A 16,018-nucleotide genomic window follows, 5' to 3' on the forward strand; every position below is an offset into this window, starting at 1 on the left:
TTGGCTGATAATTACGCTTCATATCAGTAGCCAAAATCTGTCTATTGACATGTGTTCGGTATAAAATGCCCATTACTTTTCTTGATGCTGATGATTTTCGGAGCGACATATTGCCGAAATCAACGCACCAAATTACCGATCCCACAATAACAAGGTCGTAGTTCAGTTGTCATTAATTGAACAGCGGTTAGGCTGTTTTGGTTAATTAATTTTCTCTGAGAAATAACCTTGCAGTGTCGTGTCGGTTTGCCTGTCTACGATTCAGTAAAGGACGCATTTTGCAGCACATTATTCTGCTTATATTTTCTATTTTTAGTTGGAGTCTTTTACCCGCTCACGCGCGAGATAGCGCGCCTGCGGTTTTTTATCCGTTACCAACGCTTGTTCAAGGTAAAACCTTTATTGCACAGAATTTATTTCTTGGTGACGAAGGAGGGCTATGGATTCACGATGTACACGGAAACGTCATGTTTTTTGATGGGCAAACGATGTTGCCTAAGCAAGGATCGCTATTTCGTGATAAGCAGCAGCAACTGGCTTACGCACAAGGGCGTTTTTGGACTTTTATCGATAATGAACTGTACCAAACACGACCTGGTTCTGAGTCAGAATTGGTGCTGAGTTTAACCCCGGGGGTATCCATAGAAAAAATTGGTGCTTCAAATGGTTATATTTGGCTCAGCGATGGGGCGTATTTTTATACGTATCATTTACAAACTAAGCAACTCAAAATTTACTCATTAGCGAAACTGTATCAGCTTAATCAAGCCAGCCAAGTGGAGATTAATGACGCCGAATTGGTGCATTATAAGTGGGTGTTAGCCACCAATGTCGGTACGTATATCTCTGAGGCTCAAGCCTTTTCACATATTCGTCCCTCTGGAAAAAATCCAGTCCAGACGCTCTATTTTTCTCCCCAAAAAAATCATCTATTAGTAGGTACTCATAAAGGGGCTTTATTGATTGATATTTTTCACTCCGAATACCCATTAAAAAAAATAGGTGATGGTCAAGTCTTTGCGATCATTGAAGCCGAAGGAGAGTATTGGATTGGTAGTGATAAGGGATTATTTGTCTATTCTTTAGCGACGGAGAAAACGACCCAACTGATCAGTAATGGGCAGGGGCCTTATGGCTTACCTGAAGGGCGAATCTACGCTCTCGCTAATGATCAGCATGGGGGGATTTGGATTGCGACTCATCAAGGTGTTCGCTATTTTTCTCTTTTTAGTCAGAAATTTACGCGCTATTTAGCCGATGACATTACTCATGAACGTCTCAATAGCAAACTGAAACGCTTGCGTCCTATACCAAGTAGTAACCAATATTTAATGGTCACTCAGGATGGCTTATATCTATTTGATGGGCAGCAACAGGGCAAAAAATCACTGGTGTACTCAGGGCAGGTTAATGATGTCTTATTGCTAGAAGATCAGCTATGGATCGCCAGCGAACAAGGCTTAATATTACGTTCATTCAAGCAAAATCGTGATCAGCCAGAGCCGTTGCCCTTTATCTTACGTCATTCACCGATTCAGCATTTGACCGTCGATAATGGGGGACGGTTATGGGGGGCCTCAAACAATCAGCTTTGGTCTTATCATCCTGATTCGCAGCATTACACGGATTTTGGTCACAATTGGTTGCTGGATAATAAGCAAGATATAGCGGTTACGGCTTTATACAGCAGTCGTGAACATGGCTTATTGATTGGGACTCGGCATGGTATTTATACCTTAAAAAATGGCCAAATTACTTATGACAAACGAACGGCCAACTATGGTACCAACCTTGGTATCAGCGAAACTGCAACGGGAGAGGTATGGTTTGTCAGTGAGCGGGGGGTATTTCGACGTTTAAACGATCAACTATCGTTATTCGCTGTGCCTTTGATTGACGATAATATTCGTCTTAAATGCCTTGTGAACAGTGGACAGGGGATGTGGTTAGCCTCCTCTAAAGGTCTCACTCTCTATCATGCGGATGGTTCGATTGATAAACATTTTGGTTCTCCTCATGGCTTAATCAATAATGAGCTAGAAAGCGGCGTTTGTTCCGCTTCTTATACTCAAGAGCAGATACTCTTTTCATCGATGTTTGGGCTCTTGGCTATTCAAACGACGCCACTCGCAAATGCCGAGCCACCTCATTCCTCACTCATTTTTAGTCAGGTCAGTATCAACTATCAACCGATACAGATTGGTGGCGCTACTTTGGTGCCGTTACACGTGGCCTATGGACAAGCCATCAGTTTTCAATTTGGTGCATTACCCGATGCCAGAGGGCAAGCGTTAGAATTCAGTCTCAATGATGATCCATGGCAGCGATTTGAAGGGCCGCAGCTAACGCTTGATCATCTTTTACCTGGCCACTATTACCTATCATTGCGACATATTGGAGAAGAGAGAGTTGATAAAACATTAAATTTTCAAGTATTAAAACCGTGGTATTTCTCCAACTGGGCGATAGTTGGCTATGCCTCTAGTTTATTGTTGGTTGGTGGCTTATTGACAGGATGGCGTTCTCGAGTGATGGATCGAGTGAATCAGGATCTTAAACAGCAGATTGCAGATAAAACACGTCAGTTACAACAGCAAAGTAAGATGCTACTAAGTCATAACTTATTATTACGCAAACAGATACAGATTCGTCATTTGTGGTTAGAGCGTTGGCAACGTCAAAATCAGCCACTGCTTAAACAGTTAAGCGTTCAAACTCACCAGCACCATTCTCCCGAGATAACTGCGTTGATTGATCAACTGACGGAGCAAATAGTGCAAATCGGCGCCTTTAATTCATCAGGCGAGTCAATGACCATCAGCTGTTCGTTATCTTTAGTGCTTGAGACGGTGCTGCATGGTTGGCACAGTGAATTTGCACGAGCCAACATTAAAATTGATTATCATCCAAGTGATCTTTTGCCGGATGTGTTGGTCAAACAAGCGGGATTGGATGTTATCTTTAATGCATTGTTATCGGATGCATTAAAGCGTTTGTATGCCCATCAGACATTGACCATTGAGACAATAGAACGTGAAGGACATGTTGTGGTGCTGATCAAAGACTATGGCTCGGCATCCGGCTTACTGGATAAACTGATGGTGATTTCCAACGGTAATGTTCAATTTTCCCTTGATGAGCTGGTGGCTTTATCAGGCGGAAATTTATCGATTCACTCGTCCAGTGAACGAAACTTAATCGAGCTGATGTGGCCACAAGTTATCTCTGTCGAATCGACACCTGCGGCGCTATTATCAGCAAAGCCACAAAGTGACAGTGAGTTAGAGTGGCTACGAAAACTCAATCATATTGTTGCTGAGCGCTATGCTGACGCAGAATTTACAACGTCTGATATTGCGAAAAGAATGTATCTGTCGGAGCGCAGTTTACAACGACGGATGAAGTATCTAACGGGCAAAACATTTAAAGAATATTTAACGGAATATCGCTTAGAGCAAGCCTGTAGTTTATTGATGAGTGGTGAAAAAGTCGCGCAAGTTGCCTTTTTATGTGGATTTAATGATCCGTCTTATTTTAGTCAACGTTTTAAACATCAATATGGATTATCTCCCTCTCAATTTGCTGAAGAGTCACAATGATCGAAACGGCCGCACTTGCGACTGGCTTAGCATCACGTCCCGTTAGCGGCTTTCTGTTTCGCTCTGCAGAGCGTTATCGACGGGTAGGAGCGCTTATCTATGAGTTATCAGCCAGTGTTGAGTAGTGTGGAGATACTGTTGAGTGATTCTTTGCTTAGAGGTTAAGCGAGGAGAGTGGGGTTGAAGTGTCAATGAAGAAAAAAATATCGTGGTATAGCCGGGGGACTATACCACGGGTGTCAATGACACCTTCGCTTGCTGCCGGAGTGATATGGGCAGTGCCATATCACCTCTGGAGTTCTATCTTCGGGTCAATTCCCGCTGACCTGTTCAATATAATAACCTCTGCTTTTTTTGCTTATAAAATTAACGCCAACCTCACCTAATAAAAGCGCCATCATTAAGATTTTCTCTCTATCATGTTGTTTTTTATGGATTATTCCTCTCTCTTTTCTTGTGTTTATCTTTAATGGTTGAGTCGTCCTTGTGGCAAGAAAATAATTTTGACGTTTTTAACGAGTCAATTTTTAGCGGAAATGACAATCTTGAACGTTTATCGATGCTCTGTAGGCCAATATCAATTAATGCAATCTTTGATTTCACACAATGATTAGCACTTATTTACAGCGTATTATCCAGTAATAGCAATCCTTCTCATTAACAATATTGTTTGTGTGGCCCCTAATGAAATTGTCTGAATTAAAAGCAGGTGAGTCCGGACTCATCACGGCATTGAATGAACTGTCGATCGATGTACGTAAAAAATTAATGGTAATGGGGATACTGCCCAATACGTTAGTGACATTAATCCGTCGTGCCCCGATGGGCGACCCTTTACAAATTGAAGTTCGGGGTGTGTCAATGGCCGTTCGAGAGAGTATCGCTGCTGCGGTTGAGGTGGAGAAAGCCTAATGCAATATCAAATTTTGACCGTAGGTAACCCCAATAGCGGTAAAACAACCCTATTTAATGGGTTAACGGGAGCAAAACAGCAAGTTGGTAACTGGGCTGGCGTCACGGTTGAGAAAAAGACGGGGCGTTACACACACTCAGGTGATGAATTTTATATTACCGATTTACCAGGCATTTATGCTCTAGATAGTGGCAATGATAGCAATAGTATTGATGAATCCATTGCCTCACGAGCCGTGCTGACTCATCCTGCGGATGTAATTATCAATGTGGTCGATGTCACCAGTTTAGAGCGCAGTTTATACATGACACTGCAGCTACGTGAGTTGGGTCGTCCAATGGTTGTGGTTTTGAATAAAATGGATGCGCTTAAGCGTGAGCGGCAAACCATTGATGTTAAAAAACTAGAGCAAGTATTGGGCTGCCCAGTGTTGGCGCTTTCTGCTAATAATAAACAGCAGGTGATACAGTTCAAACAACAGCTGCATAAGAAGGTTGTGCAAGGCATTGCCTTAAAGCAGTTAGAATTAGACTATGGCCAAGCTTTTGAACAAGCGATTAGTGCACTATTGCCTCTATTTGAGGGACAAGAAGTCTCTGCTCGTTCTTTGGCGATAAGAGCGTTAGAAAACGATCTGATGGTGATCAATGGGTTACCAGAATCAGAACGCTTAAACGTGATCAGTGTACAGCGAGGGTGTGAGTTTGATATTGATTTGCATGTCGCGGATGTTAAATACACATTTTTACACCACTGTTGTCAACAAGTGCGCCGTAGTGAGGGTAAGCTGAGCCACAGTTTCACGGAAAAAGCAGACCAGATCATTTTAAATAAATGGGTCGGCGTGCCTTTCTTTTTTGTGGTGATGTACTTGATGTTTATGTTCTCCATTAACATTGGTAGTGCATTTATCGACTTCTTTGATATTGGGGTTGGTGCACTTTTGGTTGATGGCGGTCATTATTTGCTCGATGATCATCTTCCTATCTGGTTGGTGACATTAATCGCCGATGGTCTAGGTGGTGGTATCCAAACGGTAGCGACTTTTATCCCTGTAATTGCTTGTTTGTATCTGTTCTTGGCTATTTTAGAAAGCTCTGGCTATATGTCTCGTGCCGCTTTTGTACTGGATAAAGTGATGCAGAAAATAGGCTTGCCAGGTAAAGCCTTTGTGCCACTGGTATTAGGTTTTGGTTGTAACGTTCCAGCGATAATGGCGACACGAACCTTAGATCAAGAGCGTGAGCGTAAACTCGCTGCTGCGATGGCTCCTTTTATGTCTTGTGGTGCTCGTTTACCAGTTTATGCTTTGTTTGCTGCGGCATTTTTCCCACAAAGTGGACAAAATATTGTTTTTGCACTCTATCTGCTTGGTATTGTCGCCGCGGTTTTCACAGGATGGGTATTGAAAAAGACCTTATATCCGGGATCAAGTGATAGTTTATTGATGGAGATGCCTGATTATGAATTACCGACGTTACAAAATGTGCTGATCAAAACTTGGCAGAAACTGAAACGTTTTGTGCTTGGCGCTGGGAAAACCATCGTTATCGTTGTAACCATTCTTAGCTTTTTAAATTCACTCGGTACCGATGGTTCATTTGGTAATGAAGACAGTGATAACTCGGTGTTGTCTAGTGCTGCCCAAGTCGTAACGCCTTTATTTGCTCCAATTGGAATTAATCAAGATAACTGGCCAGCGACCGTTGGGATCATCACTGGTATTTTTGCTAAAGAGGCAGTCGTCGGGACGCTGAATAATCTTTATACCTCGGTAGATGCCGAAGACGAAGAGTTCGATTTATGGGCAAGCTTACAAGAAGCGGTGTTATCGATTCCTGAAAACTTAATGGGACTTAATTTTGCTGATCCTCTGGGTATTGAAGTCGGTGATTTGTCCGACACTAGCGCCTTAGCGGAAGAGCAAGCTGTCGATGCTTCAATTTTTGGTAATCTACAACATCACTTTGTAAGTGGTTATGCGGCCTTTTCTTACTTAATTTTCATTTTGTTGTATACGCCTTGCGTTGCGGCAATGGGTGCCTATGTTCGAGAGTTCGGCGCTAAGTTTGCAAGGTTTATTGCGGTTTGGACAATGGGCTTGGCGTATGGTGCTGCTGCGCTCTTTTATCAGGCGACTCATTTCAATGATCATCCTGTCACCAGTTCGCTATGGATTATCGGGATCATTGGTTCATCGTTAGCGATTTATTATTGGCTTAAGAAAGTCGGCCGAGAGTCGCAATCACTACAGGTACAAATGGCATGATTTTATCTGAGCTAAAGCAATGCATTGAACAACAAGGTTATGTGACTCGTAAAGAGCTCGCCCAACGTTTTGCTTTAAGTGAAGATGGTGTCGATGCGATGCTTGAAGTGTGGATAAAAAAAGGAGTGATTTCACGCTTAATTGATACCAATGCGGCTAATTACGTTACTCGTGTGCGCTATTGCCCAAACCGAGTCAATGGATTATCGATGACGGTCACGATGTAATGGATGAACGCCATCGCGAATGAAATAAAAAAGCCGTACTGTCGATGTACGGCTTTTTTGTCAATGAATGTTTTGAGGTTAAGCTTTAGAGAATAAGTGACTCAGCGCTAAGATACCTTGCAAACGAGTTAACATTGCTTGTTGCTCAACAGCGTCGCGTTGCTGCCCGTTGGTATTTCCCCATATTGGTCCTGGCCAAGCACAGTCACTGGTAAAGCGTGCAATATGATGGATATGCAATTGAGGCACAATATTACCGAGTGCACCGAGATTAATTTTATCGGGTTGGAACAAAGCTTCAAGCATTTGACTGACGGCTTGAGATTCCAGCAAAAACTGCTGTTGTTCGGGCATCGGTAAATGATGCAGCTCTTTCAGATGTTCTCTTTTAGGTACTAGGATCACCCAAGGTACCGCTGATTCTTTATGTAATAACGCAACACACAGTGGGAAGTGGCCAATAATATCAGTATCTTTTGCCAGTTGTGGGTGAAGTTCAAACGGCATCGCTATTCTCCATTAGAGATGATTTTTCGATGTAATAAAGGCTGACATCACGCCAGCCTTTTTTAGATGTATTTTAATCCGTCATCTTTGTCGTTGACGATAAGTTTCTAGTTACATCCGCTCTAGAGTATTAATACCTAATAGGTCCAAACCTTGTTTGATGGTTTTTGCCGTCAGCGCGGCGAGTTTCAAGCGGCTTTGCTTGCTCTCTTCATTACTGGCAACCAAGATTGGACAAGCCTCATAGAAACTAGAGAATTGACCGGCTAATTCAAATAAGTAACTGCACATGATGTGCGGCTGACCTTCGCGGGCCACCGCTTGTACCGCTTCTTCAAACTGCAGCAGTTTAGCAATTAAGGCTTTCTCTTTTTCTTCACCAATGATGATCTGGCCACTAAGCGCATCCATGGAGATACCCGCTTTAGCGAAGATAGAGGCAACGCGAGTGTAAGCGTACTGCATATAAGGCGCGGTATTACCTTCAAATGCCAGCATATTATCCCAATCGAAAATGTAATCGGTGGTGCGATGCTTAGAGAGGTCGGCATATTTTACCGCAGCCATAGCGACAGTGGTTGCAATGCTGTTTTTCTCATCAGCCGTTAAATCTGGGTTTTTCGCTTCAATCAGTGCCGCTGCACGCACTTGCGCTTCATCGAGAAGATCGGCAAGACGCACGGTTCCGCCCGCACGAGTTTTAAACGGACGCCCATCTTTACCCAGCATCATGCCGAACGCGTGATGTTCAAGTGACACATGTTCAGGAATGTAGCCCGCTTTACGTACGATAGTCCACGCTTGCATGAGGTGCTGATGTTGTCTGGAGTCGATGAAGTACAGCACTCGGTCCGCGCCAAGTGTTTCATAACGATATTTTGCACAAGCAATATCGGTAGTGGTATACAAGAAACCACCATCACGCTTCTGGATGATAACGCCCATTGGCTCACCATCTTTATTTTTGTATTCATCTAAAAAGACAACTTGAGCGCCGTCATCTTCTTGAGCAATGCCTTTTTCTTTTAGATCAGCGACGATACCCGGTAGCATATCGTTGTACATGCTTTCGCCCATGACATTATCACGTGATAATGAGACATTGAGGCGGTCATAGTTTTGTTGGTTTTGAATCATGGTCACATCGACCAGCTTCTTCCACATCTCTAGGCAGAAAGCATCACCACTTTGCAGTTTCACCACGTAGTTACGTGCTTTAGCGGCAAATTCTTCATCTTCATCGTAGAGCGTTTTTGATTCGCGATAGAAAGCTTCTAAATCGGCCAGCTCCATTGAAACCTCACCCGATTGCTGTTGGACTCGCTCAAGGTTGGCAATCAACATACCGAACTGAGTACCCCAGTCACCAATATGGTTAGCTCGAATCACGTTATGGCCTAAAAACTCCAGCGTACGAACGACGGCATCACCGATGATTGTCGAGCGTAAATGACCCACGTGCATCTCTTTTGCCACGTTAGGGGCAGAGTAATCAACGACAATGGTTTGTGGTTCCGCTTTGTTGACGCCGAGATGAGCATCGGCGAGGGCTAATTCGGCTTGCTGAGCAAGAAAGGTCTCACTCAAGAAAATGTTAATAAAGCCCGGGCCCGCGATTTCGGTTTTACTGGCAATGCCATCGAGATCCAAGACATCAATGACCTTCTGTGCGAATTCTCGCGGATTCATCCCTAACTGTTTAGCGACGCCCATCACGCCGTTAGCTTGATAATCACCAAATTGTGGTTTTGCAGATTGACGAACTGCTGCAGGGCTTCCTGCAGGTGCACCAGCGGCTTCAAGAGCCTGAGAGACTTTATCATTAATCAGTGCTTGAATATTCACACGCGTGTCCTTTGATTCTGGAAACTGGTTTGGTATGCATTTTATTCACTACGGGGTAGCGAGTGCATATCTCGATTCTGTTGATAATTTACGGCCCATAATAACAATTTTATGGGGAGGCACATAGGGCGAAAATTAGGTATTTTTCTACTTTAACGAGGAATCTTGATACTATCAGCTGAAAATACCGATTTTGGATGATTATTATGTCTGAATTACTCATCAATTCTGGTCTTCACCCTGAGCAGATGAAATGTGAAGTTGATGATTTCATGGATAAAATTCATGAATTATGCAAGATCTTACACATTGATATCTCATCATTAGCGATTGATCATATCGCGCTGAGAATCAATCAGTGGCCATTGGCGCAAGCCGCTCATCAAGCTTGGTTAGAGTATGGTTCCTTACTCTCTGAAGCGAAGATCAACGGTCGACCCATCGTCGTATTGGATTTGTATCAACCTATCGTTCATAAGCATTGGTCGATAGCGTGTTTAGAACTGCCTTATCCTGCCGAAGGAAAATGTTATCCAACACAAGGTTGGGAGCATATTGAATGTGTTTTTCGTGCTAATGCTACAACCGCACAGGCGTATCTGCAGGCTATTTTGCAGCATTTTCCTGAATTAGCGGAACATTGGGATTCATTAGCGGCATTAGGGGTTAAGACAAAACTTTCTCATCCACAAGGTGAAGGTGAGCGGCTTGCAAACCCAACCGTTGCTTTTAAATGGCAGGGAGTGTGCCTTAAACTGCATCCTCACAGTTTAAGGCAAGTGATTGAGTCCGAAAGATTAACCTAAATCATACACTTTTGGGCGTAATTGAAACTCTGCTATTGAATCAATTGGTTGCCCTAGTGTGAAAGGCGGAGCGTGGTGGTGGGCTTGTCCTTGGGTATGCATAATTAAACGGTTGGCCGTTCTGGGTTTTAATTGATTGACCACAAAGCGGATCATATCAGAACGACTGAGGCGTTTGAGCTCTTCTAGGACCGTCTCACGTTGATCAAAGCTCCAGTCTTTATTACCGATTGCTACCCATAATCGTTGCGCTCGGCTTCTTAAGGTTGGATCGGCAGCGGCGATTTGGTTCCATAACCCTCGTTTACTGCTGTGCCATTGATATTCGTTTAATTCGAGCAATACCATGTAAAAAGCGTTTAAAAATTCATCGATTGAATTGATCAGTTCAATCGGTGCCGCATGCGGAGATTGAACGTAAAGGACAATGCCAGGGTGACGGTTAAGGGGCATGTTGCCAGTACCCACCATATAACCGAGCTGCTGCTTGGTCCGTATTTCATGAAAAAATGTCGCTGACATTAGATGATTAGCGAGTGAATACAGGGCGATGCTACGAGGCTGACTATCTGGCGATTGGTAATACACCACTACGGCTGAATCATCTTGATTGCAATGAACTTCATGTTGAAAAGAACCATGATTGCCCAGCGTGATCAATGGGCGTAACGCTTCTTGATAAGCTTGATCGTTCACTCGTAAGGCCGTTTTTAGCATTTCGCCCAGGGTCAGCGCTTCTTGGGCTAACCAATCACCATACACGAACATCTCAACATGCAGCTTGGAGAGGATTAACTCAACAAAGGGCGCAAGATGCTCAAGCTTGATACTTTCGAGAGCGTTAAGTAAATCACTATAGGGAGGATTATTCGGTTGCAGTAATCCGGTCATCGCATTAAATAGCTGTGAAATAGGACGATCATGCGCTGCATTACGCCAGTTACGATGTAATTGCTGTTTAATCATAGCGAAACGCGCTGGCTGAAAGTCACGTTGAGAAAATTTATCCAAAATCATCTTCATCAGTTGCGGTTGCTTTTGACTAAAGCCAGAAAGAGAGAGGGTAACACCGCCTTGATGGGCATAGAGGTTATAACTCATACCGGCGATTTCCGCTTGATAGGTTTGGGTGGCTAAACTATCTAAGAACATCTCTACACATAAGCGAGTCATAACGATGTGACGAGTGCTTGATACGGCATGAGGGCTATCAATGGCCATATAGATCACACCTTTCGGAACCTGAAATTCAGTGTCTTGTTGATGCCATAATCTAAAGCCGGGTAATTCTTCAATAATCTGTGGTTGCGCAGTAGGATTGACGAACGGCTTGGGTTCTAATTGTTCGCAAATAAATGGGTTTTTACCGGGTAATCTCACTGGAAAATCAGTGACGATCGTGTGGTATTTAGTTAATTGCTGTTGAGTAAAGGGGCGACAAGCATAAGGCGTTCCATACCACTGTGCATTACGATCATAGCTGAGTCCTTGAGCGACTAAGGTTGCTCGTAAGTTCTCTGGTACCAGATAGCTGAGAATAGTGTTCAGTAAAGGTTCATCATAGGCTTGCATCATGTAATCACCATACATGATGTCCTCAGGCTGGTAATGTTGCATATTGATCACTAAGTGGCTGACAATATCGAGAGGGCGTGAGGTTTCTTGAAAACGGAAGACGGATTCAAGAACGGCTCTTTTTTCTAGATAGCGCCACTCATTAAGCCCTTCACGGCCAATCAGCGCTAAAGTTTGAAACAGCATCTGAATAATATCATCGACGTGCTCAATGCCTTGCTGAGTTAAGGTGCAACTGATAGCAAACTCTCGGTAATTGCTGCCGCTGGCTCCGCCTCCCGCAGAGAGGGATGTGATCCAATTGCGCTCTCTTAATGCCAATAATAAGCTGCCTTCCCCTTCATAACCCAATAAATGGGCAAAATAGGAGAGGGGTTTGTATTGATAATAGGCATCCGTACTCGGCATTGGGAAACTTAAGATCAGCTTGCGGGTTTCTTTTAATGGCTCAACATACAGCCATAATCCGGTATGTTTTTGTTCAACAAAGGGTTGCTGAATATTTTTATCGGCTTGTTGAGTATTAATAATGGTGGCAAAACCTTGTTCCACCGAGTGTTGTAACTCATCCAGTGATTGTGGGCCAACGATTGCTAGTGTCATGATATCAGCTGAGTAATAAGCTTGATAAAAAGCGATCACTTCATCACGAATGGATTGGCCGTTTCTATCGGCGAGAGTCTGTTGATTACCGACGGAAAATTTAGCAAAAGGGTGAGCTGGATTAATGGTTTCTTTGTGGACTTGATATAAACGTCTGGAGTCATCGTTTAATTTCATCTTAAATTCAGAATCAACTGCTTGACGTTCTTTATCTAGGGCTTCAGCATTGAATAGTGGAGCTAAAAAAAACTGACTGAAACGATCCAGTGCTTTGGCAAAGGCATTAGGATCGACATCAAAAAAGAAGCAACTATGCTCTGTTCCTGTCCAGGCGTTGTTGCTTCCACCGTGCTGACTAATAAAATTTTGAAACTCGCCTACTTTAGGGTATTTTTCAGTCCCTAGAAACAGCATATGTTCTAGATAATGTGCCATGCCAGGTCGGTCACTAGGATCATCAAAATGACCCACTCTAACCGCCAATGCCGCTGCGGATTTCTGTGCATCAAGTTCATGGATCAGTAAAACACGTAATCCATTGTTTAACGTGAGATAACGATAATGATGATTATCATTGGGGCTTATATGCACAGAGGGTCTCCAAACGGGAAATGAACAGTAAGTATGGCGCTGAAACCACAGCCTGCCAATTGACGGTGAGTAAATTTTTGAACAAACGGTCATTTTCATCGTGATAACAACTTTTTAGCAGAGTGTTAGCTTCATCGATGTCTTTAAGCTGTAGACTGTTATAATCATGATTATGGTCAATATGCCCTAGCAAAAAAGAGCATGCCGACAATAGGTTAATAGGTAAAAATATGAAAATTGTGATTATGCGTCATGGAGAAGCTGAACATTATGCGGACAGTGATGCAGAACGAGCGTTAACCGAAGCAGGACAAACAGCGTCTGCTGCGGTTGCTCGTGTGTTTGCTAAGCAGTCAGGATTAGACCAATTTGATAAAGTATTGGTGAGTCCTTACTTACGCGCTCAGCAAACTTGGCAGGCCATCTCGGGATATTTTTCGGTGGCTAAGGTAGAGACCTGTGACGATATTACGCCTTATGGTCAAGCTGAAGATGTGTTTGAGTATCTTGTGGCTCTGATTCAAACGGAACAACTCGAGACACTGCTGATTATTTCTCATTTGCCTTTGGTCGGTTATTTAGTGGCGGAATTGGTCGCCGGCCTCCCTGCGCCGATGTTTCCTACCTCTGGTGCGATCGGTTTAGAGTTTGACCCTGAGACAAGGCAAGCCAGTGTATTGTGGAATGTTTATCCCTAATCGGCACCAATAATTGTTATCTATCACCCAAACAACTGGACGCTGAAACTTCATGTTGTTTGGGTAGCAAGCTGCCTTGGGTTTCAGGCAGCTTTTTTTATCATTCACTATGCTGATGAGGCAGATCTATTCTGATGGTTATGGTGAAGAAGATCGTTATTAAGATGAATCGTCATATTCTTGACATATACAACTGGACTAAAACTTGCATCTTTGCTGCTCGGTAGGATCTCGTACACCGTTTTGTCGTAACTTTCCATTAACTTATTACTTGCAGGCCTATGAAATTTACGCTGCCATTTGCTCATAAATTACCTAAGATTCCACAACGCAGTCTTCCTGCGATTGGTGCGCCAGTCATGGTACTGGCTACGTTGGCCATGGTGGTCTTACCGATACCTGCGTTTTTACTCGATTTATTTTTTACCTTTAACATTGCGTTATCGATGGTCGTGTTATTAGTGACGGTCTATACCCGACGCCCACTCGATTTCGCTGCCTTTCCAACCGTATTGTTAATTGCCACGTTATTACGTTTAGCCTTAAACGTGGCTTCAACTCGTGTGGTGTTATTGCATGGACATGAAGGTTCTGGTGCGGCTGGTAACGTTATTGAAGCCTTTGGTAGCGTAGTTATTGGTGGTAACTACGCGGTTGGTTTGGTCGTGTTCCTTATTCTAATGATCATTAACTTTATGGTCGTCACCAAAGGTGCGGGACGGATTTCAGAGGTGAGTGCACGCTTTACTCTTGATGCTTTACCCGGTAAGCAGATGGCCATTGATGCCGATTTAAACGCTGGTCTGATTGATCAAGAGCAAGCGAGAACTCGTCGTTTTGAAGTAACCAAAGAAGCGGATTTCTACGGGTCAATGGATGGTGCTTCAAAATTTGTTAAAGGTGATGCCATCGCCGGGATCTTGATTCTGTTCATCAATATTGTCGGTGGCTTAATCATCGGGATGATCCAATACGACTTGAGCTTTAGCCAAGCAATGGAAATCTATATTTTGTTGACCATTGGTGACGGTTTAGTGGCGCAGATCCCTTCGTTACTGCTTTCTATCGGTGCGGCCATTATGGTTACCCGCCAAAATACCGATGAAGATATGGGTGAACAGCTCATTTTCCAGCTGTTTGATAATCCTAAAGCTTTAACCATCACCGCGGGCATACTTGGCATAATGGGGGTTGTTCCTGGTATGCCTCATTTTTCTTTTTTACTACTTGCCGTTTTGGCAGGGGGCGCGGCTTATTGGTTGCAACGAAAACAGGCAAGAGAGAAAGAAGAAGCGAAGTTGCCCGTTAAAGCCGAAGGCGACGCTCCGACATTACGTGAATTATCGTGGGATGATGTACAACCTGTCGATGTTATTGGTCTGGAAGTTGGCTACCGTTTGATCCCCTTAGTCGATAGAGATCAAGGGGGCGAACTGCTGGAGCGTGTTAAAGGGGTACGCAAAAAACTGTCACAAGATTTTGGTTTTCTAATTCCTCCGGTACACATTCGCGATAATCTTGAGCTGACGCCAAATAGCTATCGAATTACCCTCATGGGCGTCGCGGTGGGCGAAGCTGAAATTAGACCCGATCAAGAACTCGCCATTAACCCAGGGCAAGTGTATGGAATGATCGACGGTGAACACACTTACGATCCCGCTTTTGGTTTAGAAGCAGTGTGGATACGTGAAGAGCAGCGAGAGCATGCTCAAGCACTGGGTTACACAGTGGTTGACGCCTCTACGGTATTAGCGACACATTTAAGCCAATTGCTCACCAATAACGCAGCACAATTAATTGGTCATGAAGAAGTACAAAACTTACTTGAGCTACTTGGACGGACGGCACCGAGATTAGTCGATGGTTTTGTCCCTGATCAGTTATCGTTAGGCGTTGTGGTTAAAGTATTACAAAACTTACTCAATGAAGCGATCCCGATTCGAGATATCCGCACGATTGTTCAAACCTTGTCTGAATATGCGAGTAAGAGTCAAGAACCTGACATTTTGACCGCTGCGGTGCGTATCGCATTGAAACGATTAATTGTTCAAGAAATCAATGGTATAGAGCCAGAGTTGCCGGTTATCACGCTGATCCCTGAGCTGGAACAGATATTGCATCAAACTATGCAAGCTTCAGGCGGAGAGTCTGCAGGCATTGAACCTGGTTTGGCGGAACGTTTACAAATGGCGCTTAGCCAAGCGACTCAAGAGCAAGAGCTTAAAGGGGAACCCGCTGTATTATTGACTTCAGGCGTCTTGCGTTCAACGTTAGCCAAGTTTGTCAAAAATACGATTCCAAATCTCAGAGTTCTCTCCTATCAAGAGATCCCGGATGAGAAACAGATTCGAATTGTACAGGCAGTGGGTAACTAACCACTTTAAC

Annotated in this window: 11 protein-coding genes; 8 read left to right on the forward strand and 3 right to left on the reverse strand. The window is 43.7% G+C overall.

Features of this window, described 5'->3' with window-relative positions; all coding sequences use genetic code 11:
• The first annotated feature begins 278 nt into the window (after positions 1-278).
• The 5 genes from FKN88_RS10305 (at position 279) to FKN88_RS10325 (ending at position 7,008) form a co-directional block, all read left to right on the forward strand.
• Entirely contained in the window at positions 279-3,599 is a 3,321-nt protein-coding gene (locus FKN88_RS10305) for an AraC family transcriptional regulator (protein WP_306687503.1), read from the forward strand.
• Positions 3,596-3,724, forward strand: coding sequence for a hypothetical protein (locus tag FKN88_RS10310; protein ID WP_267902836.1), 129 nt, complete (start codon positions 3,596-3,598; stop codon positions 3,722-3,724). The genes FKN88_RS10305 and FKN88_RS10310 overlap by 4 nt, the downstream gene beginning before the upstream one ends.
• A 559-nt stretch (positions 3,725-4,283) precedes the next feature.
• Positions 4,284-4,511 (forward strand): FeoA family protein, encoded by a 228-nt coding sequence (locus tag FKN88_RS10315; protein WP_154170489.1) that lies wholly within the window; start codon positions 4,284-4,286, stop codon positions 4,509-4,511.
• Entirely contained in the window at positions 4,511-6,781 is a 2,271-nt protein-coding gene (gene feoB / locus FKN88_RS10320) for a Fe(2+) transporter permease subunit FeoB (protein ID WP_154170491.1), read from the forward strand. Before FKN88_RS10315 ends, feoB begins: the two co-directional genes overlap by 1 nt.
• Positions 6,778-7,008, forward strand: coding sequence for a FeoC-like transcriptional regulator (locus tag FKN88_RS10325; protein ID WP_154170493.1), 231 nt, complete (start codon positions 6,778-6,780; stop codon positions 7,006-7,008). Before feoB ends, FKN88_RS10325 begins: the two co-directional genes overlap by 4 nt.
• Positions 7,009-7,086: 78 nt before the next feature.
• On the opposite strand, the gene FKN88_RS10330 is transcribed toward FKN88_RS10325, so the two are convergent.
• Both FKN88_RS10330 and argS read right to left on the reverse strand, forming a co-directional pair.
• The gene (locus FKN88_RS10330; RefSeq protein ID WP_154170495.1) at positions 7,087-7,515 is read right to left on the reverse strand and encodes an HIT domain-containing protein; all 429 of its coding nucleotides are present in this window, start codon (positions 7,513-7,515) and stop codon (positions 7,087-7,089) included.
• A 111-nt stretch (positions 7,516-7,626) separates the two neighbouring features.
• The gene (gene argS / locus FKN88_RS10335; RefSeq protein ID WP_154170497.1) at positions 7,627-9,360 is read right to left on the reverse strand and encodes an arginine--tRNA ligase; all 1,734 of its coding nucleotides are present in this window, start codon (positions 9,358-9,360) and stop codon (positions 7,627-7,629) included.
• A gap of 206 nt (positions 9,361-9,566) precedes the next feature.
• Here argS and FKN88_RS10340 point away from each other — a divergent pair, with 206 nt between their 5' ends.
• Complete coding sequence (locus tag FKN88_RS10340) at positions 9,567-10,166, forward strand: VOC family protein (protein ID WP_154170499.1); 600 nt, start codon at positions 9,567-9,569, stop codon at positions 10,164-10,166.
• Here FKN88_RS10340 and FKN88_RS10345 read toward each other — a convergent pair.
• Positions 10,158-12,935 carry an insulinase family protein gene (locus FKN88_RS10345; RefSeq protein ID WP_187985163.1) on the reverse strand — a complete coding sequence of 926 codons (2,778 nt, stop codon included), beginning with the start codon at positions 12,933-12,935 and terminating at the stop codon, positions 10,158-10,160. The genes FKN88_RS10340 and FKN88_RS10345 overlap by 9 nt on opposite strands.
• Before the next feature lie 230 nt (positions 12,936-13,165).
• Between FKN88_RS10345 and sixA the strand changes: the two genes are divergently transcribed.
• Together sixA and flhA are read left to right on the forward strand one after the other, a co-directional pair.
• On the forward strand, positions 13,166-13,633 hold the full coding sequence (gene sixA, locus FKN88_RS10350) for a phosphohistidine phosphatase SixA (protein WP_154170503.1): 468 nt from the start codon (positions 13,166-13,168) through the stop codon (positions 13,631-13,633).
• A 281-nt stretch (positions 13,634-13,914) separates the two neighbouring features.
• Positions 13,915-16,008 carry a flagellar biosynthesis protein FlhA gene (gene flhA / locus FKN88_RS10355; protein WP_158138749.1) on the forward strand — a complete coding sequence of 698 codons (2,094 nt, stop codon included), beginning with the start codon at positions 13,915-13,917 and terminating at the stop codon, positions 16,006-16,008.
• Positions 16,009-16,018: the final 10 nt, after the last annotated feature.

The sequence above is a fragment of the Vibrio sp. 2017_1457_13 genome, assembly GCF_030851525.1.
Taxonomy (GTDB): domain Bacteria; phylum Pseudomonadota; class Gammaproteobacteria; order Enterobacterales; family Vibrionaceae; genus Vibrio; species Vibrio metschnikovii.

Bases quoted from the DNA above. Each gene is read 5' to 3' on its own strand.
- sixA (WP_154170503.1), top strand. From the start codon at position 13,166: ATGAAAATTGTGATTATGCGTCATGGAGAAGCTGAACATTATGCGGAC.
- flhA (WP_158138749.1), top strand. From the start codon at position 13,915: ATGAAATTTACGCTGCCATTTGCTCATAAATTACCTAAGATTCCACAA.
- feoB (WP_154170491.1), top strand. From the start codon at position 4,511: ATGCAATATCAAATTTTGACCGTAGGTAACCCCAATAGCGGTAAAACA.
- FKN88_RS10325 (WP_154170493.1), top strand. From the start codon at position 6,778: ATGATTTTATCTGAGCTAAAGCAATGCATTGAACAACAAGGTTATGTG.
- FKN88_RS10330 (WP_154170495.1), bottom strand. From the start codon at position 7,515: ATGCCGTTTGAACTTCACCCACAACTGGCAAAAGATACTGATATTATT.
- FKN88_RS10310 (WP_267902836.1), top strand. From the start codon at position 3,596: ATGATCGAAACGGCCGCACTTGCGACTGGCTTAGCATCACGTCCCGTT.
- FKN88_RS10315 (WP_154170489.1), top strand. From the start codon at position 4,284: ATGAAATTGTCTGAATTAAAAGCAGGTGAGTCCGGACTCATCACGGCA.
- FKN88_RS10340 (WP_154170499.1), top strand. From the start codon at position 9,567: ATGTCTGAATTACTCATCAATTCTGGTCTTCACCCTGAGCAGATGAAA.